Source organism: Undibacterium sp. FW305-107 (assembly GCF_058788535.1).
In genome coordinates, this window is sequence record NZ_JBYTAV010000011.1 from 88097 (window position 1) to 111911 (window position 23815).

The 23815-nt window shown below is 52.0% G+C and carries 24 protein-coding genes; 10 read left to right on the forward strand and 14 right to left on the reverse strand.

Annotated elements, in window-relative coordinates:
• Window positions 1-1485, reverse strand: coding sequence for a xanthine dehydrogenase small subunit (xdhA, locus tag AC3WQT_RS23100; protein WP_492707486.1), 1485 nt, complete (start codon window positions 1483-1485; stop codon window positions 1-3).
• 408 nt (window positions 1486-1893) lie between these two features.
• Between xdhA and AC3WQT_RS23105 the strand changes: the two genes are divergently transcribed.
• The 6 genes from AC3WQT_RS23105 (at window position 1894) to AC3WQT_RS23130 (ending at window position 8773) form a co-directional block, all read left to right on the forward strand.
• On the forward strand, window positions 1894-2232 hold the full coding sequence (locus tag AC3WQT_RS23105) for an antibiotic biosynthesis monooxygenase family protein (RefSeq protein ID WP_492707488.1): 339 nt from the start codon (window positions 1894-1896) through the stop codon (window positions 2230-2232).
• A gap of 157 nt (window positions 2233-2389) precedes the next feature.
• Entirely contained in the window at window positions 2390-3460 is a 1071-nt protein-coding gene (locus AC3WQT_RS23110; RefSeq protein WP_492707490.1) for a hypothetical protein, read from the forward strand.
• Window positions 3457-5319 carry an AAA family ATPase gene (locus tag AC3WQT_RS23115; RefSeq protein ID WP_492707492.1) on the forward strand — a complete coding sequence of 621 codons (1863 nt, stop codon included), beginning with the start codon at window positions 3457-3459 and terminating at the stop codon, window positions 5317-5319. The genes AC3WQT_RS23110 and AC3WQT_RS23115 overlap by 4 nt, the downstream gene beginning before the upstream one ends.
• Entirely contained in the window at window positions 5316-5972 is a 657-nt protein-coding gene (locus AC3WQT_RS23120) for a 4Fe-4S single cluster domain-containing protein (RefSeq protein WP_492707494.1), read from the forward strand. Before AC3WQT_RS23115 ends, AC3WQT_RS23120 begins: the two co-directional genes overlap by 4 nt.
• Window positions 5973-8339 (forward strand): protein kinase domain-containing protein, encoded by a 2367-nt coding sequence (locus tag AC3WQT_RS23125; protein WP_492707496.1) that lies wholly within the window; start codon window positions 5973-5975, stop codon window positions 8337-8339.
• 14 nt (window positions 8340-8353) lie between these two features.
• Complete coding sequence (locus AC3WQT_RS23130; RefSeq protein WP_492707498.1) at window positions 8354-8773, forward strand: hypothetical protein; 420 nt, start codon at window positions 8354-8356, stop codon at window positions 8771-8773.
• Window positions 8774-8888: 115 nt separating this feature from the next.
• On the opposite strand, the gene AC3WQT_RS23135 is transcribed toward AC3WQT_RS23130, so the two are convergent.
• The 3 genes from AC3WQT_RS23135 to AC3WQT_RS23145 all read right to left on the reverse strand — a co-directional run bounded on the left by AC3WQT_RS23135 (window position 8889) and on the right by AC3WQT_RS23145 (window position 10886).
• The gene (locus AC3WQT_RS23135; protein WP_492707499.1) at window positions 8889-9230 is read right to left on the reverse strand and encodes a YkvA family protein; all 342 of its coding nucleotides are present in this window, start codon (window positions 9228-9230) and stop codon (window positions 8889-8891) included.
• Window positions 9231-9341: 111 nt separating this feature from the next.
• A complete protein-coding gene (locus AC3WQT_RS23140; protein WP_492707501.1) occupies window positions 9342-9974 on the reverse strand; it encodes a LysE family translocator in 633 nt (210 codons plus the stop codon).
• A gap of 78 nt (window positions 9975-10052) precedes the next feature.
• Window positions 10053-10886 carry a L,D-transpeptidase gene (locus tag AC3WQT_RS23145; RefSeq protein WP_492707503.1) on the reverse strand — a complete coding sequence of 278 codons (834 nt, stop codon included), beginning with the start codon at window positions 10884-10886 and terminating at the stop codon, window positions 10053-10055.
• A gap of 206 nt (window positions 10887-11092) precedes the next feature.
• Here AC3WQT_RS23145 and AC3WQT_RS23150 point away from each other — a divergent pair, with 206 nt between their 5' ends.
• Window positions 11093-11560 (forward strand): peptidase associated/transthyretin-like domain-containing protein, encoded by a 468-nt coding sequence (locus tag AC3WQT_RS23150; RefSeq protein WP_492707505.1) that lies wholly within the window; start codon window positions 11093-11095, stop codon window positions 11558-11560.
• 23 nt (window positions 11561-11583) lie between these two features.
• On the opposite strand, the gene AC3WQT_RS23155 is transcribed toward AC3WQT_RS23150, so the two are convergent.
• The 7 genes from AC3WQT_RS23155 to AC3WQT_RS23185 all read right to left on the reverse strand — a co-directional run bounded on the left by AC3WQT_RS23155 (window position 11584) and on the right by AC3WQT_RS23185 (window position 20009).
• Complete coding sequence (locus AC3WQT_RS23155) at window positions 11584-12024, reverse strand: GNAT family N-acetyltransferase (protein WP_492707507.1); 441 nt, start codon at window positions 12022-12024, stop codon at window positions 11584-11586.
• An 85-nt stretch (window positions 12025-12109) separates the two neighbouring features.
• Window positions 12110-12655, reverse strand: coding sequence for a gamma carbonic anhydrase family protein (locus AC3WQT_RS23160; protein WP_492707509.1), 546 nt, complete (start codon window positions 12653-12655; stop codon window positions 12110-12112).
• Window positions 12656-12756: 101 nt separating this feature from the next.
• A complete protein-coding gene (locus AC3WQT_RS23165) occupies window positions 12757-14196 on the reverse strand; it encodes a serine hydrolase (protein WP_492707510.1) in 1440 nt (479 codons plus the stop codon).
• Between the two features lie 202 nt (window positions 14197-14398).
• On the reverse strand, window positions 14399-16435 hold the full coding sequence (locus tag AC3WQT_RS23170) for a primosomal protein N' (RefSeq protein ID WP_492707512.1): 2037 nt from the start codon (window positions 16433-16435) through the stop codon (window positions 14399-14401).
• Window positions 16436-16962: 527 nt separating this feature from the next.
• Window positions 16963-18048: a uroporphyrinogen decarboxylase gene (hemE, locus tag AC3WQT_RS23175; RefSeq protein ID WP_492707514.1), complete on the reverse strand. Its 1086-nt coding sequence runs from the start codon at window positions 18046-18048 to the stop codon at window positions 16963-16965.
• A 342-nt stretch (window positions 18049-18390) separates the two neighbouring features.
• Window positions 18391-19188, reverse strand: a complete 798-nt coding sequence (locus AC3WQT_RS23180) for an SGNH/GDSL hydrolase family protein (protein WP_492707516.1) — start codon at window positions 19186-19188, stop codon at window positions 18391-18393.
• On the reverse strand, window positions 19185-20009 hold the full coding sequence (locus AC3WQT_RS23185) for a PPK2 family polyphosphate kinase (protein WP_492707517.1): 825 nt from the start codon (window positions 20007-20009) through the stop codon (window positions 19185-19187). Before AC3WQT_RS23185 ends, AC3WQT_RS23180 begins: the two co-directional genes overlap by 4 nt.
• A gap of 170 nt (window positions 20010-20179) precedes the next feature.
• On the opposite strand from AC3WQT_RS23185, the gene AC3WQT_RS23190 reads away from it, so the two are divergent.
• From AC3WQT_RS23190 to AC3WQT_RS23200, 3 genes are read left to right on the forward strand one after another with little or no spacing between them, the layout of a single operon-like run.
• Window positions 20180-20626, forward strand: coding sequence for a hypothetical protein (locus tag AC3WQT_RS23190; protein ID WP_492707519.1), 447 nt, complete (start codon window positions 20180-20182; stop codon window positions 20624-20626).
• A gap of 16 nt (window positions 20627-20642) precedes the next feature.
• Window positions 20643-20912, forward strand: a complete 270-nt coding sequence (locus AC3WQT_RS23195) for a hypothetical protein (protein WP_492707520.1) — start codon at window positions 20643-20645, stop codon at window positions 20910-20912.
• Window positions 20896-21405 carry a tetratricopeptide repeat protein gene (locus tag AC3WQT_RS23200; protein ID WP_492707521.1) on the forward strand — a complete coding sequence of 170 codons (510 nt, stop codon included), beginning with the start codon at window positions 20896-20898 and terminating at the stop codon, window positions 21403-21405. The genes AC3WQT_RS23195 and AC3WQT_RS23200 overlap by 17 nt, the downstream gene beginning before the upstream one ends.
• Here the strand turns inward: AC3WQT_RS23200 and AC3WQT_RS23205 are convergent.
• The 3 genes from AC3WQT_RS23205 to atpD all read right to left on the reverse strand — a co-directional run bounded on the left by AC3WQT_RS23205 (window position 21393) and on the right by atpD (window position 23809).
• A complete protein-coding gene (locus tag AC3WQT_RS23205) occupies window positions 21393-21809 on the reverse strand; it encodes a CoA-binding protein (protein ID WP_492707522.1) in 417 nt (138 codons plus the stop codon). The genes AC3WQT_RS23200 and AC3WQT_RS23205 overlap by 13 nt on opposite strands.
• A 98-nt stretch (window positions 21810-21907) precedes the next feature.
• Window positions 21908-22330, reverse strand: a complete 423-nt coding sequence (locus AC3WQT_RS23210; protein ID WP_422951668.1) for a F0F1 ATP synthase subunit epsilon — start codon at window positions 22328-22330, stop codon at window positions 21908-21910.
• Window positions 22331-22402: 72 nt separating this feature from the next.
• Window positions 22403-23809 carry a F0F1 ATP synthase subunit beta gene (gene atpD, locus AC3WQT_RS23215; RefSeq protein WP_492707524.1) on the reverse strand — a complete coding sequence of 469 codons (1407 nt, stop codon included), beginning with the start codon at window positions 23807-23809 and terminating at the stop codon, window positions 22403-22405.
• Window positions 23810-23815: the final 6 nt, after the last annotated feature.

Genomic DNA, 23815 nt, shown 5'->3' on the forward strand with positions numbered 1-23815 from the left:
TTAAGCTGTGACGGTGGCAAAGACATTGATGGCCTGCAGTTTCAGCGGCGCATCGCTACGCGTCTCCAGCCAGAAACGGCGCAAGAGATTTTGTGCTGTCTGCATGCGGTAGGTATTGCTGGCACGCATATCGGTCAGCGGTGTGTAATCCTGTGCCAGCAAGGCCATGGCATTTTTTACTGTTGCTTCATTCCAGGGTTGTCCGTTCAAGGCTGCTTCTGCCAGTGGTGCGCGGCGTGAGGTAGCGGCCATGCCACCAAAGGCAATATGCGCATCACGCACGATGTTGCCATTGTCAGCATCAAGGCTGATCGCAAAAGCGGCGCAGACGGCAGAGATATCCTGGTCATAACGCTTGGCGAGTTTATAGGTGCGGAATTGCTGCCCGGCTTTGGGCAGAGGTATGCGCACGGCAGCAACAAGTTCGCCGGGTTGCATATCCTTTTTCATATAGTCGAGGTAAAAATTCTCGAGCAACAGCACACGCTGGCCGCGCACGCTGTGCAAGACTATCTCTGCCCCCAGGGCGATCATCCACGGTGCTGAATCACCAATAGGCGAACCATTGGCGACACTGCCACCGAGCGTACCAGTATTGCGTATAGGCTGCGAAGCAAAGCGCTGCCACATCTCGGTCAGTTCATCCGGGTAATGCTGGCAGACTGCGCCGTAGGCATCATTGAGTGACACGGCGGCACCTATCTCCAGCATCCCATCCGCGGGCTTGATATGTTTTAACTCATCGACTTCACGCACATAAATGATATTGCCCAAGTCGCGCATTTGCTTGGTGACCCACAGGCCAACATCGGTAGAACCTGCCAGTATGGTGGCCTTGGGATTGGCTTCACGCACTTCAGCCAGTTGCTGCAAAGTGCGCGGCGCATAGAAAGTCTGGCCATCCGCCGTATAGCTGAACATCTCGCCACGTTGCAGACCTTGCAGGCCGCTGATGACAGCAGCACGGTCAAACTCAGCCGCAGGCAATTCACCCATGCGCTTTGCGGCATCTATGATGGGGCGGTAACCTGTGCAACGGCAGAGATTGCCGGACAGGGTTTCGTCTATCTCCTTGCGGCATGGCGGGACAGTATCCCCTTCTTTTTTCAGGTACAGGCTCCACAGCGACATGGCAAAGCCGGGTGTACAGAAGCCACATTGCGAGCCATGGCATTCCACCAGCGCCTGTTGCACAGGATGCAGCTCACCATTCTTTTGTTGCAAGTCTTCTACCGTAAACACTGCCTTGCCATCGAGGGTAGGCAGGAATTGTATGCAGGAATTAACTGACTGCAATTCCAGCTGACCATGTTTCATTTCACCAACGACGACCGTACAGGCACCACAATCGCCTTCGGCACAGCCTTCCTTGGTGCCGGTGCAATGCAGGTCTTCACGCAGATGCTGCAACAGCGTGCGCGTAGGCGCAGCATTGGTTACCTGCTGGATTTGGCCTTGGTAATAGAAACGTATAGGGTCAGACATGAATGCTCCGGTATGAAATTCTTATGGGGCGAGGTTAGCATCCGCGGCGCTGACATCTATATGCATAAAATGATGTAGCTTATCTGCGGCTCAAAATATAAAACACCAGACAAACACCCTGGCAGGCTGGAAAGCCTTGCCAGTATTCAGTATAGACAGTTAATAAAAAACCGCAGACCACGGCATAAATGGGCAATATCACGGTTTATATATACCAACCAGGACAACCAAGACAATTAACACAGTAGCGACACAGGTAGCGCATCAAAATAGCAAATATTGGCCGGCTGGCCCCATGCTTAAGGCAAGCAATTCTTAAATTACTCCCAGTGACGGTTCAAAAAAAACATCAAAAAATCTACAAATATATGTATGATTTGCAACTCATTTAATCAGCTGGGCCTGCGCATGTACACCTCCACTTTCACTTTCAAGAAAAAGCAATACGACGACGCTTTTTATGCGCTGGATGACCAGATCATCAATCTGGCCAAGTCCATACCTGGCTACCTCGGTGAAGAGACCTGGGAGAATGCGGCGACTGGTCAGATTTCCAATGTGTATTACTGGGACAGTCTGGAAGCCTTGCAATCCTTGATCAATAATCCCATACACCAGCAAGCCAAGGCGGCCCAGGCGAACTGGCTGGATGGTTACCAGGTTGTCGTAGCGGAAGTCTTGCGTACGTATGGCGATGGTAATTTGCCACATCCTTGTGTAGTAGCCGGGCAACATGCTGCTGCCTGATACGCGTCAAAATAGGCAGCGCTGGTTGATTGCTCGCTATTGCGAGTTTTATTAGAACTCATTTCATAAACAGGATGAGATACGTTTCCCGTTCCCGTAAAGCAGCAGTCTGGCCCATGCTATATTAGCTACTTCTGCATTTCTTGAAATCTGAGCTATGAGTGGTCCCACTACAGTCGTGATCACGGGCGACGGCCTGGTAATCCTGTTGTCGGCTGCCGCCATACGTGCAGCGCTGGCGGTGGCGCAGGCACATCAAAATGCCAAGCTGTTGCGTGCAGACCAGGATGAACAGCATAACGCCCTGCAAGAGCGCCTGCGTGCTGCCGGTGTCATGGGCCGGCAAGCCCTGCAAGAGCAATTGCAAATCGCCGAGCAAGAATATGTCCAGTTGATCGCGCTGGCTGAAAAGATAGGCTGTAGCGCGCAAATTACCGCCAGCCAGCCTGTACCGCCAGCCGGGACAGACGAACATGAAATCATAGAATATCTGCGTAGCTTGCAGGCACTGGTACATGAGTTAAGACCAGTCTTGTTGCAAGAATCTGCCAGACGCGCTGATGCCTCGTTTGACGAAAGCGATGCCAATCTCGATGCCGCCAGCGCCGCAGCCTTGCCACAAGACCGCTTGGCGCGTTTGTTGAAACGCATCGCTCATATTGAACAATTACCCGAACATATCGCGCAACTGGCAAGGGAACTGGAAAAGTCCCTGCCGGGTGCCCGTGCCGACATGCTGGCCAGCGAGCTGCGCCTGCAAATCCAGGCCCTGCTGGAAGCCGAGAAAAAACGGCAGGTTGAAGAAGCCCAGGCCCTGATACTGGAACAGACCTTGAAAGACCTTGGCTACCAGGTCGAAGAAGTGTCGCATACCCTGTTTGTCGAAGGCGGCGTCGTGCACTTCCGTCGCGCCAGCTGGGACAAGTACATGGTGCGCATGCGCATGGATACCAAAACCGGGCAAGCCAATTTCAATGTCATCCGCTCTGTCAAGCAGGGTGAAAATGAGCGCAGTGTGCTTGACCATCTGGCAGAAGACCGCTGGTGCAGCGAATTCCCGACGCTGATGGCAGCACTGGAAGCACGGGGCATCCATATGCAGGTGACGCGGCTATTGCAGGCTGGTGAACTGCCTGTGCAACTGGTCGTGGAAGACAAGCTGCCGCAATTTGCAGAAGAAGAGCAAATTGAAAGCCATAGCCAATTACTGTCGAAAAAATTGCCATGAATGTACCCGAAACCCGCTGGCTGCAAGACTTGCAGCGCTTGCTGCCGATACGATCACATTATGTGATTTCTGGTGCGATACGCGACAGCTTTTTACTGCCGCTGGCATCTCAGGATGCATCCTCAGGCGCTGGCGGCGCTACGCTGGTGCCATTCAACCGCGCCTTGTGGGAATCGCTAAAGCGTCTGGATTACAAGCTCTTGCTGATTTATGACCCGGTAGATGGCTTGCGTGTCTATCCTGATGAAAGTGCCCAGCGCGATCTGGCCACACGGCTATTCGATGTGAAACTGGCTGATGGTTGCCAGCAAATCAGTCTCGAAAGCCTCAGCAAGCTGATGAAGAAACTCAGCGCCGAAAGAGAAATGCGCTGCGCCCTGGTGCTGGATTTTGCTTCACGCATTACCCGCAAGGCAGAACAGCTGGGCGAGGCTGAGCATCGTTTTTTTGTCGCTGCTGAAAAACTTTCACTCACAGCCAGCGCCGTCGTCCCTCGTGAGACAGGTGGGGCCCCACAATACAATCCCATACTGTGGCTGGTCAACCGTGCGCAAGATTTGCCATCCTGGTTCACGCTGGATAGTGAAAGAGTCGCTAGCCTGGTCATCAGCAAGCCAGATTTTGAAATGCGCCAGGCGGCTACCCTGCAACTGGCCCCTTTGTTCAATGGCTATGCTGACGCGGCTACTGCCGTGCGCACCCAGTTCGTTAAAAGTTTTACTGAAGGGACAGAGGGCATGTCCTTGTCAGCCCTGTCCGATATCACTGAGCTGGCAGACAGGCAAAAATTGGGTATTGCAGATATAGAAGATGCTGTACGCTGCTTCAAGATAGGTGCGCTGGACAACCCCTGGCGCAAGGATTACCTGCGCAAGAAAATACGCGATGGGCAAAGCTTTATCGAAGACCGTGTCAAGGGCCAGCATCCTGCCGTGGTCAAAACCCTGGATATACTCAAGCGTTCCGTCATGAGCCTGACGGGCGCACAGGCACGTTCTGGCGGCAGCCGTCCGCGTGGCGTCCTGTTTTTTGCTGGTCCTACCGGTGTCGGTAAAACCGAGCTGGCCAAAACCCTGACGCAACTGGTGTTTGGGGATGAACGCGCCTACCTGCGCTTTGACATGAGCGAATTTGCCGAAGAACATACCAGCGCCCGCCTGCTCGGTGCGCCGCCTGGTTATGTGGGTTTTGATGCCGGTGGCGAACTCACCAACGCCGTCAGGCAAAAACCTTTTTCTGTCGTGCTCTTCGATGAAATCGAAAAAGCCCATCCGCGCATACTTGATAAATTCTTGCAGATACTCGAAGATGGCCGCCTCACCGATGGCCGTGGCGATACTGCGTATTTCTCAGAAACCATTTTGATCTTCACTTCCAATCTGGGTATCTATGTTGAGGATAACCAGGGCAACCGCAGCCAGAATGTGAAGCCTGGTGACAGTTATGAAACCGTGGAATTCAAGGTGCGTGAGGCGATAGGCAATTACTTCAAATTCAAATTGTCACGGCCAGAATTATTGAACCGCATCGGTGACAATATAGTGGTCTTTGATTTTATTTCGGCTGAAGTCGCCGCCAAGATTTTTGATGGCATGCTACGCAATGTGGCGCGTCGTCTGCAAGAAGAACTTGGCCTGCAACTGGCCATGCCAGCGACTGTGCGCGATGAGTTGCTGGCGCGCTGCATACGTGACCTCAGTAATGGTGGCCGGGGTGTCGGCAATCAGCTGGAATCAAATTTCATCAATCCCTTGTCGCGTGCCCTGTTTGAGCAAGAGCTGGAAGGCAAGCAACGTGTCACCGTAACAGCGATTACTGAAGCCGATAAAGTCATCAGCCTGAGCCTGCAATTAACATGAAGATTGCCATCAATAAAGCGCATTTCCCCGTCACTGTACTGGGGCCGGGGCGGCGCATAGGCATATGGGTACAGGGTTGCAACATAGGCTGCAAGGGCTGCGTCTCGCAAGATACCTGGGCCAAGGATGGCAGCAAGGAAATGACAGTCGCGGGTTTGCTGAGCTGGTGCCGCGAAGTCAGTGCCGGGCAATTTGATGGCATCACTATTTCTGGTGGCGAACCATTCGAGCAGCCCAAGGCCCTGCATGCCTTGCTCGATGGTCTGCATCATTGGCGAAGCAATGCGGGGATGGATTTTGACATACTCTGCTATAGCGGTTATCCACTGGCGACCCTGCAAAAAAAACATGCAGACTTGCTGCAAAAACTCGATGCCCTGATTCCTGAACCTTTTATCGCCAGCAAACCGCTGACTCAGGCCTGGCGTGGCTCTGCCAATCAGCCGTTGGTGCTTTTGTCAGACCGCGCCAGAGCGCGTATGCAAAACTATGTTGACGCACCCCTGGATGAGCAGGACAAGCGCATACAGACCATGATAGACGGCCAGCGTGTCTGGTACGTAGGCATACCAGGGCGTGGTGACATGCAGGCGCTGGAACAATTATGCGCCAGCCGTGGCCTGACCTTTGATAGCGTCAGTTGGAGACCCTGAGTGAGTCAGACTTACATACGCCGCTGCCCCGCATGTGAAACCGAAAACGCGCCAGAAGTCATGCGCTGTGTTTGTGGCACCTTGCTGTCTGGTGTGGACTTGATGGAAAAGCGGGAGCAAGCTGAACCATCACGCGAGATAAAACAGATAGCAGCAGCAACAGAATTAATTTGCGGTTATGAAGATTGCGAACAAAGTAATCCGCCAAGTAGTGAACTATGCCTGTATTGCAATCGTCCGCTAATCAAGGAACCAATAGCATCAACTGCCGACAGCAACGAGATCCATAGTCTGTTATCACTGCCGCAGGCCCTGCGTGAACGCTACAGGATATTGCATCATCTGCCCACCCTGGGTGCAGAAGCCGAGCTGTTATTGGTGCAAGAAAACACATCCGGTGTACAACGCGTCGCAAAAATCTATCGCCATGGTATACATGGCAAATCCGAAGTCAGGGAGAGATTAAACGCAGTACCAGCCGAGCACCGCGTGGTCGTGCTGGAGGCTGGTGTATCTGACGGCCATGCCTATGAACTCATGGAATACTGTGAGCTTGGTTCATTAAAAAAATTCACACAGGGCAAGCGGCCAGATTCTGCCATGCTGGAAAGCATAGTGCGTGAGCTGGCAGCCGCCATCGCCAGTGTGCATGAAGCCGGACTTATCCACCGCGATCTCAAGCCAGAAAATATCCTGGTACGCACGCTGCAACCACTGGATTTGATACTGACTGACTTTGGTATTTCTTCCGTGCTGGATGCCACGCAAAGACTGACTGGTACGGCGCGCACCCTGCCCTATGCCTCACCAGAAAGCCTGTCGGGCGTCATCGATGCCAAGGCAGATTATTGGGCGCTGGGCATGATCATGCTGGAGCTGGCTCTGGGTCAGCATCCATTTGCCGGTTTGTCAGAAGCCGTGATCCTGCACCACCTGACCACGCGCGAGCTGGAACTCAATGCCGTGCCTGATACCTACCTGCACAAGCTGTTGCGTGGCCTGCTCTTGCGTGATCCCAAAAAACGCTGGGGTGATGAGCAAATCATGCGCTGGCTGGCGCGCGATACCAGCTTGCCAGACGCAGTGGAAACCATGGCCATGGGCGGTTTTCGCGAGCCCTATCATATAGGGCCATATCTTTGCCACACCCGCGAACAACTGGCAGTAGCACTGGCCCGTAACTGGGATGATGGCGTCAGGGATATCTCGAATGCGCAATTGCTGGCCTGGTTCCGCGATGTGCAAAAAGACCAGAATGCCGTACGTGTTTTGCTCGATATGCGCCAGGACAAAAAGCTCTCGGTCGATGTGCAGCTATTACGCCTGATCCTCTATCTGGCACCCGGCATACCACCGGTCTGGCGCGGTGAAACCATAGAATTGCCTGCCATACTCAGCTATGCCAACCGTGCACTGAAAGGCGACGAAACCGCCAGCAACTGGCTGAACCAGTTGTATAACTACGGCGTGCTGGAAGCCTATGCCGATGCTGGCAACAAGGAAGTCGCCAGCATAGTGCAGAAGTGGCAGCATTGCTGCAAGCAAATCCAGCAGGCATGGCAAGAGGCTTTTGGCCTGGTGAAAGAATATGCCAGCAAGCATTTGCCCGGTGAATATGCCAATATCGACAAGCTCATCTACGGCATGGAAGATAACAGTGACAATGCGCCCCTGCATAAACTGCATGCGCGGATCCTGGCGCTGGCCTATGATGAGCGCTGGCCAGAGCGCCTGCGCAAGCGCCTGGTCATTGCCTATGCTGGCCTGAAAGCTTATTGCCCCTGGTTATCAGCTTTGGGTGAGATAGAGCAAATGCCAGTGGCCTCGCTGCTGGTGCTGGAAGCCCTGTTGCCGGAGGCGCAGAAAGCGGTTGAACGCCAGCAAAAGGCTGAAGCCTGGCAACGTACATCAGACCAGGATGCAGCAATGGCCATGAAGCAGGATGTATTGGGCACTATCAAGGCATTGCGCGTGGCTGCTACCGACAGTCTCTTGCCTGCCAGTGGAGCAGAAGACCTGCGCAGAGCATTGGACGATTATTATGAAATACTGGAAAAATTGCGTGCCTCTGCCAGCACTGAAGCGTCTTGGCAGGAAGCAAAAAAAGCGGCATTGCGGGTAGAGCATATTGCCGCGAAAATATCGCGGCTGCTCGATAGCCTGCTGGCCCGGCGCACAGAAAACCAGGGCTGGGCGGGGCAGGAGATGCAGATTTTCGTGGCCATTGCCATCATCGCCGTGCCAGTGTTTTTCAGGGGTGGCAATTTTTACTGGATATTGCTGGCAGCCCTGGCCATCGCCGCATGGCGCTTTTTGCCTAATTTTCTGACCATGCGCAAGATCCGTGAATTGGGCGAGCAACTATAAATCCTGGAGTGTTTATGTCTGCCATTTTTACTAAATTGAATCTGAAGGACCAGAGCGAAATCCTGGTCTTGCATGCACCCGCCTCCTTTGAGTCCGAAATTGCGGCTTTGACTGGCGTCAAGGTGCTCAAAAAATTGTCTGGCGTCAAAAAGCTTAAGTTTGCTTTGGTGTTTGTCAGCAAGCAGCAAGAGCTTGATGAAGTCTCACTGGCCTTGAGCAAGCTGGTTGAGGGGGATGCCGTGCTGTGGTTTGCTTATCCCAAAGGGACGTCAAAGAAATATCAATGTGAATTCAACCGGGACACTGGTTGGGACGTGATCAAGGAGGCGGGATTTGATACAGTGAGGATGGTGGCGATTGATGAGGATTGGTCAGCGTTGCGCTTCAGGCACAGCGACTTTATCAAGAGTTCTGCCAGGAAGACTGCAGGCTGAGCGACTAAGGATCTATTGATCAACGACAGCCTCAGTCCAGCTTGCTTTGAGCTGGACTGAGCTTGATTGAGTGTCATGGAATAGCCGTCATTCACAGCTGGGGCATTGCAAGTATTCAAGCTTGCCCACGCCCAAACCACCCCTTCATCTTATCTCGCGCGCGCTGCTTCACTTCATCCGTAATATACAAACTGACAGTCACCAGCGCCCCTGCAATCACTCCCAGGTCATCGCCATAACCGACAACAGGCAAGATATCCGGCACCGCATCCAGAGGGAAAATAAAATACCCCAGTGCGCCGAAAATCACGGTCTTGGCCCAGGCCGGTGTCTCCGGTCTTTGCGCTGCATAGTACAGACAGAGTACTTTTTCTACGACTTCGCTACCTGCCGCTTGTGCATATTTTTTGAGCTTGTCCCAAAAACCGTTTTCACTGTACGCATTGCTATGTGACATGATCTTACTCCTGAAGGCTGTTGCAAAATTAAGATAGCCAGGCGTGCCGACGCAAACAGTACTTTAGTACGACAAGGAGGCGCAACAACACTAGCTTATTTTGCAGCGGCCTCAATCGTTGGCCTTTTTCACGGTTGCCAGCAGACCCGCCGCTGCCACAAATACGCCACCAGAAAACTGATTGAACATTTTCGCCTTGCCTTTGGAACGCAGCCACGGCCCCATGCGTTCAGCAAATACGGCATACAACATCAAGACACTGAATTCAAAGAACACAAAGGTACTGCACAAAACTAAAAATTGCGGCATCTTGGCGGCGGCAGGATTGATGAATTGCGGAAAGAAGGCGGTAAAGAACAACAGTGCCTTGGGATTACTGGCACCGACCAGCATGCCTTTGACATACAGACGCAGGCGGGTGCCACGCAATTCGGTTTCCGTTGGCAAGACAAAGTCACTGCTTTTGGCACGCAAGCTGCTGATACCCAGATATAGCAGGTAAGCAACACCCAGGTATTTAATGATGGTAAACACCAGTGATGATGTCGCCAGGATGGCGCCTATGCCTATCGCTGAACATGTCATGATGGCGATCAGGGAGGTAATATTTCCCAAGGCTGGGAACAGGGTCATGCGGGCACCGAAATTGATGCTGTTGGTAATACACATCAGCACGGCAGGGCCGGGGGTAATGGTCAATACCAGTACGGCGACGACATATAGCAACCAGGTTTCTATAGACATAAGTGTTCCCTGAAATGATTTAAATATCCTGACAGGGATATCTTAGTCGATTTCAGGGCCAGACACTTGCCTTGCTGTTCAAGAGGCTTTCACTACCTTCCGAGTTGCAGGCGCAGGCGGTATATAGGCTGCCCATTCAGGCTTTTGCTCTTTGCCGCTGTCCACAATGACCATGTAACGCCCGGCCCAGGGATTATCTTCGCGGTTTTTATCGAGTACCCAGAATTTCTTGCCTTCGGCCACCCCTTGCATATAGTCGGCATCCAGTACGGAATAACGGTCGAGCAGAAAATTCAAGGTGCCCGGTATGCGTACACAGCCCTTGGATTGCACTGTGCCCAGGCGCGATTCGAGTATGCCAGGGTCGGTGGCATGCATTTGCAGGCGCATGTCGGCAATGATTTTATCGCCCCAGCCTTTTTTAGCTTTTTGCCAGCCAAAATCGAACACGCGCCGCCCTTTGATGCCATAGCCGCGTACACCTTTGCTGTTTTTACTGCCTTCTGCACGGTAATCCAGATTGGCCAGGCTATGGGCATACACACCAATGGGGGTTTCGAAATGCTCAAAACCGGGAGAGCGTCCTGTCGATACTGGTGATGCACCGATGAACTGGTACTGTCCTTCCTGATCCAGCCAGAACAACATGGCAATCTGTACTTTGGGATTACGGTCCACCAGCAAAATATATTGTGAAGGCAAATTGCTGATGTTGGTACTGGTCAGCGCACTCACCATCTGGTCTATATAACTTTGCAAGTCTTCCGGCGGTGGCTGGACTTGCTGTACCACCGTGCTGGCATAGATATCTTTGAGGCTCAGGGCAGATTCCAGCGCCTGGGCCGGGTATGGTGCAGCAAAGGCCAGCGCCAAGGTGATGGCTGTCGCAGGTTTAAGCAAGGATGAAAGCATGTTGAATTAAAAAAGAATGGTCGGCTATGCAATGAAACGCTAGCATGAGTTTTTATCGCTTAAACGCTTTCAATATGCCGCAGTTTCATACTGACAGACAAGTATAACCAGCATGGTGGCATGCAAGATGTTGCAACTTTGACTCACCTCAAACAGTCTGATACGACAAATACTATATTGAGCACTTTACGCTGGAGTAGCATGCCATGAAATTTGCAAAATTAGCCATATTGTTGCCCTTACCGCTTTCGCTGTGCCTGAGCATGCCTGCACTGGCGGCGGGCAGCAATTGTTCAAATAAGGAGATCGCCTGTTTATCTGGTGGCATAGGTAGTACGGAGCGGGAAGAGTTGCAGCAACAGGCGGGGCAATACACCTTCTGGCTGCGCACTGCTGCGAGCAAATCAGGTGCTTATCTGGCGAATATCAAAGTCATCGTCCGCAATGAAAAAACCAAAGCCGTGCTACTGACCACCAGCCTGGATGGCCCCTGGTTATTCCTGGCTTTGCCAGAAGGCCGCTATGAAGTTGAAGCCCACTATCATGACAATGCGATGCGCTCGGACCAGATCGTCAAGAAGGTGACGGATATCAAAAAAGGCGGCCAGCGTCAGATGATGATGTATTTTGAGGCCAGTAATGTCGGTGAACTGAATTACCAGCCCGCCTCCTGAAAGCGGGCAGGTGCAGGATTGGCTTATTCCAGATAAATCCTGGGCTTATACACTTCCATGAAATTTTCAGGCTTGCTGAGTGGCGTGAAACCAAATTTTTCATACAGGCCAGCGGCTGTGCTTGTGGACAGCGTGAAGCGGCGCAGTTTATTAATGACCGGATGGGCCATGACTTCTTCCATGAGCAACCTGGAAATACCTTTGCCACGCATATCAGTCACGACAAATACGTCAACCAGGTTACCGAAGGTGGCCATGTCGGTAATAATGCGGCAAAAACCCACCATGCGGTCTTGCTGAAAAATGCTGAAACACAGGGAATTGCGCAGCGACTCTTCTACCACGGGTCGTGAAATACCGGTGGCCCAGCCACTCTCAGTCGTGAGAAATTGATGCACAAGATCGATATCTATCTTGTCCTTGTCAGTGGTGATCCAGTATTCGCCAGCCTGTGTTGCGTTCATGCGTTTTTACCTTTCTAATCAGGTAGGGTTGAAAACCTCTCAAAAATGGATTTGCTGCGTTCTGACACGAAGTTCGCTGGCAAGTTCATTGGTCAGCCACGATGCTGGCCAGGTAATTATTCTTGATGCGCACATAGTGTTCTGCCGAATACTTGAAATAGCTGATTTCTTCAGCTGTCAGAGCGCGGACTTTGACTGCCGGGCGGCCTACATATAAATAGCCGCTTTCCAGAACTTTGCCCGGTGGCACCAGACTGCCGGCACCCAGCATGACATGTTTGTGGATAACTACGTCATCCATGACGATGCTGCCCATGCCTATCAGGCATTCATCACCTATGCTGCAGCCGTGCAGGATGACGGAATGGGCAATCGTCACATAGTCGCCGATGATGAGAGGTGAACCTGCAGGCTTGCTGGCATTCTTGTGGGAGACATGACCCATGGCCAGATCCTGGATATTGCTGCTGCGGCCTAGGCGTATGTGATTGACGTCGCCACGCAAGACGGCATTGCACCAGACTGAACTGTCTGGCCCCAGTTGCACATCACCTATGAGCTGGGCACTGGGATGGATATAACAGTCCGGGGATATTTCTGGAAAGGTGGTCAGGTAAGGGCTGAGGGGCATGGCGCAATCTTCGTGTTCGTTTGATCAGTCTGGACAGCAATTTTAACTGATCGGCATTATTATGCTGCGCGAGCGAACCGGTTCAGCCAGCCCGACCCCGTTCAATTTGTGCTGGCACCGGACGTGGTCTGTGCCGCCAGCGCATGTGCCTTCGCATAAAGCTGCTTCGCCTTGTCGCGCTCGCCCTGTGCCTGATATGCTTCCGCCAGACTGTCCCATGCATTTGCCGACATGGGGAAAAGAAGCGTGTTCAACTCGAACACACGGATGGCCTCAGCAAGGCCAAGACTCTCACGCACAGCATACCCAGTGGCATTGATAGTGCGCTCCAGTGCCGCACCTTGCACAGTATTGTTGTTCCGGATGATTTCTGCCTGGGCACCGGCGTCACCATTACTGGCTGGCTTGAGCGCATAATCGATCAATTGCCCGGACAGCGCTTCTGCCGCGAACTCTTGCGGTGCCACCGTAGCCATGATGCTTTCCACCAGGGTACGTGACCAGACATTCTGTACACTGCCATTGGTCAGGTAAATGAAGATATAGGCATCGCCAGCCAGCGTATCCTTGAACGCCAGCCGCACCCGCACTTGAGTGCCGCCGTCGTGGCCGACGTGCCGGTAAGCCCCACTTTCACCATATTCCCAGCCCGAGGCAAACACGCCGCGCTGGCCATTGGTCAATATCTGCGGCAACCATAAGCGTTGCAAAGCATCCCGGCCAAGCAATTCACCTTTGCGCAAGGCTTGCAGGAACCTGGCAAAGTCGTCCAGCGTCGTGTACAGCGCAGCATGGCCGTAGCTGTACGTTGGCCACAGCAAGTCAGGGTTCGGTTGCAGCCGGCCATCTTTGCCAACATAGGCAGTCACCACCTGCCCCTTAGATGCAGGCCCCAGCGAGGTATGCTCGAGGCCTAGTTTTTGCACTATGCGCTCGTGCGCGATCTGCGGGTAAGACTTGCCGTAGTGGGCTTCCAGCAGCGCAGTCAACACCAGGTAGTTCGTTTGCGTGTAGCGCGTCGCCGTGCCCGGCCCGAATTGCAATGGCTTGTTGGCGAGCGCGGCCAGCGCTGCCGACAGTGTTGCCGGGAATGAAGGTGGAGATGCTGCCCGCAGGTCAGCGAAGTATTCCGGTACGCCGGAAGTGTGATCAAGGAACTGGCGAACGGTAATTGCCTGCCACGCATCTGGCAAACCAGGTACATAAGATTTGGCTGGAGCATCCAGCCTGACTTCGCCCCGCTCAACCAGTTGCATGACGAGTGTGCTGGCGAACAATTTGGCCAGCGAGTACGCAGGGAAGACATCGTTGACCCGCACCGGCCTGCCAGTAGCGAGGTCGGCCTGCCCGTCGACACCACGGAACAAGACCTCGTCGTTGTGCGCTACCAGTACAGCCTGCCCGGCAAGGCCATAGCGCTCCTGGTTAATATGCATCTGCCGGGCTACTGCATTAGTCAGCTGGCCTGTAGTGGCACTTGTCATGCCAGGCAGTAGTAATGCCATCATCAGTGCAAGATTGTGAAAACGATGTAATTTCAAGATGTTCCCTCCTTCGCAAGTTGGAACATTCCGTCGAATTGACATGCCACTGCAAATCACATGCGGGCCTGATCAATATGTTCATCAATTGCGCTGATGCGCAGTATAGATGGTATTTAAGCAAGAACCAATACGCGCGGCTACCAACTGGGTCAGAAAGTTGGCAAAGTCAGCTTCTGAAACCGTGCATGTGGATAAACACTCAGATATCCACAGGATCAATTTCCACCGACCACCTGACACGGCTTTTCATGGTGCGCAAATCAGCTATCCAGGCTTTGACGAAAGCTTGCAGGGCCGGGCGTGAGACTGATTCGACCAGCAATTGCGCCCTGTCTACATTGGCCACCCGCGTCATGGTCATGGGTATGGGGTCATTGATCATGATGCCCTGATGCTCGGTACAGAGCGCGGCTTCTTTCAAAAAGGCAATGGCGGTTTCCAGCTCTTTGGCTTCTGCCCGCAGTAAAGCCTGGTACATGAAGGGCGGCATATGGGCCTGCTGGCGTTCATCCAGCAAGTCTTTGGCAAAGTCGGGGTAATTGTGTGACATCAGCGCGTGGTAGAGCGGATGGTCAGGGTAGCGGGTTTGCACCAGTACCTCGGATGCATTACCGCCTTCTTTTTGCGCAGCCCGCCCGGCCCGCCCTGCGACCTGCATGAGCTGGGCAAACAGGCGTTCACTGGCGCGGTAATCTTGCGAAAACAGGGCAGCGTCTGGATTCAATGCCGCCACCAGAGTCAGGCGTTTGAAGTCATGGCCCTTGGCCACCATTTGTGTGCCTATCAGGATATCAACTTCACCGGCATGCACACGTTCAAAGGCGGCGGCGGCGCTGCCTTTGAGGCGGGTGGAGTCGGCATCAATACGAAATACTCTTGCTTCGGGGAAAAGCAGAGCCAGGCTTTCTTCCATGCGCTGGGTGCCGCGACCCAGGGGTTGCAGGTCTATATTGCCGCAGGTCGGGCAAGAGCGTGGTATGCGTTGTTCCAGGCCGCAGTGATGGCAGCGCAGCCTGTGGTCGCCTTTATGCAAGACCAGGTGGGCAGTGCAGCGCGTGCAATTACTGATCCAGCCACAGGCGTCGCAGGCCAGCACCGGTGCATAACCACGCCGGTTAAGGAATAGTAGTGATTGCTCACCCTTCTCAAGACGTAGTTTGATAGCACCTATCAGCCTTTGCGTCAGGCCCTCGCTGGGCTTTTCTCTTTCCAGGTTGATGATGCGTATGATGGGCAAGACGGCATGCTGGACTGCCCGCTCACGCAATTCAAGCAAGCGGTAGCGGCCAGTTTGCGCCCCCTGCCAGCTTTCCAGCGAAGGCGTGGCAGAACCCAGCAAGATGGGGATAGACAGTTGGCGCGCCCGCCACACGGCAAGGTCACGGGCTGAATATCGCAAGCCTTCCTGTTGCTTGTAGGAAGGGTCGTGCTCTTCATCAATGATGATCAGTTTCAATCTGGGCAGGGATGCCAGCATCGCCAGACGTGTACCCAGCACGATGCGGGCACGCCCGGTATGCGCAGCCAGCCAGTGTAGCAAGCGCTCACCTTCGGCCATGCCGCTGTGCAGAGTGGACAGCATCAGGCCGGGGAAACGGGCGCGGATATGAGATTCAAGCTGTGGTGTCAGGTTAATCTCTGGCACTAGGATCAGTATCTGGGCATCCGGGGTTTTTGCCAGCACTTTGGCGGCTGTCTGCAAATACACTTCGGTCTTGCCGCTGCCTGTCACCCCGAACAAGAGATGCGGGGCATAGCCTTCAGCATTGGCAACAGCGTCGACAGCAACTTGCTGCTCAGGATTTAATTGCGGCTCACCCAGCGGGCTGACATCGGTTTGTTCAGACAATTTGGCCAGCTTCTTGATGGCACGCTGCAAGGAAACCGTCTTGATAGCTTTTAAATTCTTGGGCAAGGCGGGTATAGCTACCTCGCCTATAGGGCGCTGGTAATACTCGGCGGCAAACTGGCATAGCGCCAGCCATTCTCTGTTCATGGCTGGCAACTCATGCCTGACAGCAATGGCATCGCGCAACTTGGCGGGCGGGACATCGGTCTCGGTTACCACATCCATAATCAGGCCGACTACTTCCTGACGGCCAAATGGTAAAGCGACCAGTTGCCCGACCTGTGGCAAGCCGATTACAGCCCCGCCCTCTTCTTGTGCTGTCCATCGATAATCGAAGGTGCTGTCAAGAGGGGTATCGAGGGCTACGCGTAAATAAACTTGTTTCACGATCTAAACCTGAACATGAAAATCAGCGCTAACTATTGATTTCATAAGGCTTTTTGACATATCCACAGTTTCTGTGGATAACTTTGTGGAGAAAGATCTATTGACATCGGTTTTCGCTAGCGTTTACGGGGGTTTCGGCAAAATGCCCTGTCTCAGAGCCTAGAATTTAATCTTTTAAAATCAATGACTTATAAAAAATGCTGGAAGACAAAAAAATATTTTTGAAAATATTTTTTGTCGCCCCGATTTTGTGCATAAGTGACAGAAAATGTGCATAGAAATGCAAAATTTTACTGCCGCTAATCCATTGGTTTTCCACAGCTTTCAGGCTGGAAAAGCACGCCAGTACTATGTTTTGCAGAGCAACATAACGCAAAGACAAGCATTTCCGGCACTTGTTGTTTTACCAGTGCCTAAAAGCCCATACTTTGCCACTGGCCTGACCAGAAATACTGGCTGGACAAGCCACTCTCTTAGCAGTCAGTGGCAAAAACCATGCATATTTTATAAATAAATTCTGTGACTTACTACGCCTGGCGTTGTTGGCGACTATATTCATGCACAGTTTCAACCAGTACGCTGACTGACTCAACCGGGGTGAATTGCGAAATACCATGGCCCAGGTTAAATACATGGCCGTGACCGGCTGCAGGCTTGCCATAACTATCCAGCGCAGCAATCACCTGCTGGCGGATTTGCTCTGATTCAGCAAACAATACTGCCGGATCAAGATTACCCTGCAAGGCTACTTTATCGCCAACTTTGGCGCGTGCCTGGCCGAGGTTCATCGTCCAGTCCAGGCCCAGGGCATCGGCACCGATGTCGGCCAGCTGTTCCAGCCACAAGCCACCACCTTTGGTGAAGACAATGGCAGGAATACGCTTGCCATCTTTTTCTTTTTGCAACTGGCTGACAATATCGCGCATATAAGACAGCGAGAATTCTTGATAAGCGCCATCTGCCAGCGCCCCACCCCAGCTGTCAAATATCATCACGGCCTGGGCACCAGCATCAATTTGCGCATTCAGATAAGTAGCGACTGCATCGGCATTGGTGCGCAGGATGTGGTGCATGAGGTCAGGACGTTTGTACATCATGCTCTTGACGGTATGAAAATCACGCGAACCCTGGCCTTCAACCATATAGCAAGCCAGCGTCCATGGGCTGCCGGAAAAACCGATCAGCGGTACGCGACCATCCAAAGCGGTGCGGATTTGCGTTACAGCATCAAACACATATTGCAGGCTGCCTGCTTCTGGCACTTTGAGTGCCATGACGTCTTTTTCATCTTTTAGCGGGCGCTCAAACTTCGGGCCTTCGCCATCTTCAAAGTACAGACCCAGGCCCATCGCATCCGGCACGGTCAAAATGTCAGAGAACAGGATGGCAGCATCCAGGCCATAACGGTCTATCGGCTGCAAAGTCACTTCAGTCGCGAAACCGGGGTTCTTGGCCAGGCTCAGGAAAGAGCCTGCACCTTTGCGGGTGGCGCGGTATTCTGGCAAATAACGGCCTGCCTGGCGCATCAGCCATAGTGGCGTGTAATCGGTTTCCTGGCGCAACAAGGCTCTGAGGAAGGTATCGTTTTTGAGTGGGGCAAAATTCATGGACATAAGGGCTTTCGGTGACGCTGCGCGCATCTGCTTATCTACTGACATTGTCAAACTACGCAGTCTATTGCTGTATAAGCGACATTATCGCCTATGCGCGCAGTCTCGGCATCTGATCTGCAATAAGTGACGCAATTTTCAGCAAAATTTCCGGAAATAAACTGTGGATAACTTTGTGGATAGAAATGACAGAATGCCAGTTTACTGATTTATTTTAAATTCGGTTAACAGGATTATTCTGTAAGCCATTGATTTTATTGGGAAGGAATACCAGTTTATGAAAAATCCGCGTTTTTTAACATAAATCGTGTGCAAGCGAAATTGTGCATAAGTACCAAAGCCATATTATTTTTCTTGACGATTTTGCAGAAATGTTTTCGCTAATTCTTTTGCCCAAATACTGACGCCAAGTGCTGACGGATGGTAGCCATCTTCGGCCATCAGGCGCGCATCTTGAAGACTTGGGGTAAACGGCAAATGCAAAACCTGCTGCCGAGATGCTGACATTTCGCGGTTGATTTGATCCAGAGCACGCGCTTTCATGCCCAAAACCTGACGCAAAGGAGCCGGCAAAGCGGGAAAAACCTGCATCGGCGGCACGCCCGCCAATACGATAAGACCACTTGGTTTTAGCATCATCTGCAATTCATCCAGCAGGCTTTGCAACTCTGCCCGATAGCTATTGACCGGGCAAAAGCTGGTCGTATCATTGACACCAAAAGCAACCAGAATGACATCCCACGCTGGCGATGCATGGCTTTGTGCCTGACGAAATGCTGGCAAAGCTTGTCTGGCCCAGGATAAGCGTGCGCCGTTTTGCCCCAGAGCCTGCCATGCCACAGCAGCATCCAGCTGGCCAGCCAGTGCTTTTGCCAGTTGTGCGGTGATGGCTTCCTCATAATTCGCCACGCCTACCCCAGCAACGGGCGACTCACCTATACCCAATACCCGGTATTTATCCACAGCCTTGCCAGGAGACCACAGTCCATATGCCTGGTCACTGGCTTCGGGCAGGCGCGGCGTCATGATACGGGTACGCCGTCCCTGCCAGGCCAGCAAAGGGTACAGCAGTGCCGCGATCAATTCTGGCCAGTAGCTGAATGTAATGTTTAATTTACTGCTGAGCTTAGCCTTGAGCTTCATTCCACCTTGAGTTTGCTGTAGTCAGGCTTACCGGGTGGATATTTGAGTTTCAGGCTGAGTAATTTTTCTTTCACGATGCTGGCGATGACCAGGTTGCGTTGGGTTTTGGAGTCGGATGGCACTGCATACCAGGGCGCATGATCTGCGTCCGTTGCCTGCAAGGCGTTTTCATAAGCCTCTTGGTATGCCTCCCAGTATTTGCGTTCTACCAGGTCCTGCGGGTCAAACTTCCAGTGTTTGTCAGGATCGGCCAGACGCTCTTCCAGCCTGAGCTTTTGCTCGGCCTTGGAAATATGCAGAAAGAATTTCAGTATCACCGTACCGGTCTCAGCCAGCATGCGTTCAAAGTCGCGGATTTGCGCGTAACGACGTTTGCATTCTGCCTGGTCTATCCAGTCATGCACACGGGTAATCAGCACGTCTTCATAATGGCTGCGGTTAAAGATGGTGACCTCACCCTTGCCCGGCACTTCTTTATGCACGCGCCACAAATAATCATGATTTTTTTCATCACTACTGGGTGCTTTAAAGGCGACCGTGCGCGCACCGAGGGGGTTGATTTGCCCGAACACGCCGTTGACCGTACCATCTTTACCGGAGGTATCCATGCCTTGCAGGATGACCAGGAGCTTGCGGTCATGACCGGCGTACAAAACATTTTGCAGGTCAGAAATTTCTTCTGCCAGTTTTAGTGTCGCCAGCTTGTCGGCAGCCTTGTCCCCATTTTTTTCAGTGACTGCGGTACCCAGCAGTTTTTTATTGGCATCAGCATCCTTGACCTGAAAACCTTTACCTACCCGAAACAAGTCCGCAACTGTCATTCAAGTCCCCAATCAATATCGTTAGCTTACAAAGAAAGTATCTCAGATTCAGAGACAATGTTTTGATGATAATATGAAAAGTGCTGCATACCCTAGCAAGACTATAAATGCTTTCTGCAGGATTACACTTTTTGTGCGGCAGACATCGCAAACTCATTGTCTATGTGCCTATGATACGAAAGAAAACCTATTACCTGGCCGCATTGTTATTGCCCATAGTGCTGACCTTACTCAGTGTCGCATGTGCGCAATTCGGCGTGTTGCGTGAATTATCGCGCTTTCTGATTGGATCTCTGTTCATTGGCGGCATACCATATTTGCTGACGCTGCTGGTGTTCAGTTTTGTTTTTTTTCGCCTGGATGAAAACAAGTTTGTTTTCTACTGCCATTTTGCGCCGTTCGTCATGGCGCTGGCATTTGGTGTTAGTGCTGCGGTCATGATGATGATCAACGACAGGCGCATCGATATCGCTGACCTGTTCAATCTGTTTATGATCGGCGGTTTATACAGCTTGCTGGTAGGGTATTTCTATGGATTGCTGGCGGCGATCATTTACAAACTGCTCAAGTCGATAAAATTGATCTACGTGGAGCCGCACCGTGCTTTTTATGAGTGATCACCTGACACTGGGCATGACTGATTTTTTTATTCCAAACCGAAGAATGAGTGCCCGTAAATGGATAGCTGCTCTCGCATTGGCGGCGGCCTTCCCTGCTTGCGTTACGGCTGACGACAAGATTTTTACGATTACCACCCATACCAATTTAGTTGCCGACAGTGCCAAGGGGGTGGAATTTTCAGCAGCTTCAAAAGCATTGAATGTGCTTATCAAGGATAAAAAATTTGAAGAAGCGGACAAGAGAGCAAAAGAAAATTGTCGCTCTTATGAATCCATTTTTTGACAGCAGCAAGAAGCAGTTTTCTTTCCAGTCGACTCAAGAATTTGAGGAATTCAGCAAAACCAGCAAACTAGATTTTGAATGGATAGAATGGGGTTATAAAAACTGCCTGCAAGTTCAGGCCTTTGTTGCTGTTGAAAGAAGAGATTTGCAACAGGCTTTGTCCATGCTCAGGAAAGTGGAATCCCTGGCTCCGGTTTCTGCTGGCACCTCGGTAGAAATTGGCTATGTCTTGAACCAGCTGGCCAAACCCACAGAAGCCTTGCAAACCTATCGTCACGCGCATGAACTGAGCAAGCAATATCTTTCACAACGCCCTTACCAGGCGATGTCACTGCGTGGCATAGGATTTTCTTTGATAGAACTTAAGCAACTGGACGAGGCAGAAAAAGCTTTTCAGGAATCCTTGCAAATCGAACCTGATAATAAACTGGCGCAAAACGAACTTGCCTACATACAGCAATTGCGCTCAGCAAAGCAAACTCAGGAACGATAAAGGTGCTCTATCTTGATACACCTGTCCATCACCACTTTGATGCCTGCTGCTTCGGCCCTGGCGGCAGCTTCTGTATTTACGATGCCTGATTGCATCCACAGATAAGGCGTGGCTATCTGTATTGCTTCTTCGACGATGGGAGGAATATCCGCCGCATTGCGGAAACAATCGACGATATCAATATGGTGCTCAGCCGCGGCAGCGATCAGATCAGGATAGCAATGCTCACCCAGTATCATATTCCCCGCTTCGCGCGGATTGACCGGGATGATGCGATAGCCATGCGCCTGCATGTAAGCTGCCACGCCATGGCTGGGACGGGAAGTTTTCGACGACAGGCCGACGACGGCGATGGTTTTACTTTTGCTCAGTATCTCAGCAATCAAGTCTTGTTCCAAGGGCATAGGCGGCTTTGCTCAACATTCAATTGAAAAACAAAAAGGCAGCCTGAGCTGCCTTTTCATTGTACTGCTTTCGTCGCGAAAAATTTTTCGCAGCGAAATTAACGCTTTTGACGCAATCTTTGTATCGCTGCCAATTGGGCGATCGCGGATGCCAGTTCTGCCTGTGCTTGCGCATAGTCAATTTTGGAATCACGATTAACCAAAGCTTGTTCTGCCAGTCTCTTGGCTTCGCTGGCTTTGGCTTCGTCCAGATCGTGACCGCGAATCGCTGTATCAGCCAAAACTGTCACCGCATTTGGTTGCACTTCAAGCAGGCCACCGGCGACGAATACGAACTCGTCTTCGGCTTTGCCCGGAACCTTGATGCGCACCGCGCCCGGCTTGATGCGGGTAATCAGTGGCGTATGTTTCGGATAGATACCCAATTCACCAGCCTCACCCGGCAACGCGACGAATTCGGCTTCACCGGAGAAGATCAGCTCTTCTGCGGAAACCACGTCAACGTGAATAGTGTGTGCCATGTTGGACCCTTATTATTCGCTCAAAAAAGCTATGGTGCAGTCAATATCAACTGCACCGCCAGTGCGCTTGAATTAAGCAGCAGCCAGTTTTTTCGCTTTTTCGATTGCTTCGTCGATAGTACCTACCATGTAGAACGCTTGTTCTGGCAGGTGATCGAGTTCGCCGGAAGCGATCATTTTGAAACCACGGATCGTTTCTTTCAAGGAAACGTATTTACCTGGAGCACCGGTAAACACTTCAGCAACGTGGAAAGGCTGAGACAGGAAACGCTGCATCTTACGTGCACGTGCGACCAGTAGTTTGTCTTCAGGAGCCAATTCATCCATACCCAGAATCGCGATAATGTCACGCAATTCTTTGTAGCGCTGCAAAGTACCTTGAACAGCGCGGGCTGTTTCATAGTGCTCTACACCAACCACTTGTGGGTCCAGCTGACGGGAAGTTGAATCCAGCGGATCAACCGCAGGGTAGATACCCAGGGAAGCGATGTCACGGGACAGAACAACAGTGGAATCCAAGTGAGCAAATGTTGTTGCTGGAGATGGATCGGTCAAGTCATCCGCTGGAACATATACGGCCTGAATGGACGTAATGGAACCAGTTTTAGTGGAAGTAATACGCTCTTGCAGGCGGCCCATTTCTTCAGCCAGAGTAGGTTGATAACCCACGGCGGAAGGCATACGACCCAGCAAAGCGGATACTTCAGTACCGGCCAGTGTGTAACGGTAGATGTTATCCACGAAGAACAGAACGTCTTTGCCTTCGTCACGGAAACCTTCAGCAATCGTCAAACCTGTCAGAGCAACGCGCAGACGGTTACCTGGTGGTTCATTCATCTGACCGTACACCATCGCAACTTTGGAGTTTTCTGGATTTTCCAGATCAACCACTTTTGCGTCAGCCATTTCGTGGTAGAAGTCATTACCCTCACGAGTACGCTCACCCACACCGGCAAACACGGACAAACCACTGTGTGCCTTGGCGATGTTGTTGATCAGTTCCATCATGTTAACGGTCTTGCCTACACCCGCACCACCGAACAGACCGACCTTACCACCTTTAGCAAATGGGCAAACCAGATCAATAACTTTGATACCGGTTTCCAGCAATTCCTGGGATGGAGACAGTTCGTCGTATGCAGGGGCTTTACGGTGGATGGATGCTGTCTGCGCGTGGCTGACAGGACCGCATTCATCGATAGGGTTGCCCAGTACGTCCATGATGCGGCCCAGCGTTGCTTTGCCGGTTGGTACCATGATAGGGTTGCCAGTGTTGGAAATAGTCATGCCGCGACGCAGACCGTCAGAAGTACCCAGAGCAATGGTACGGACGATGCCGTCACCCAATTGCTGCTGAACTTCCAATGTCAGCTCGGAGCCTTCCATTTTCAAGGCGTCATAAATCTTAGGCATCGCGTCGCGTGGAAATTCAACGTCCACAACAGCGCCGATACACTGAACGATTTTGCCATTAGCCATGTTCGT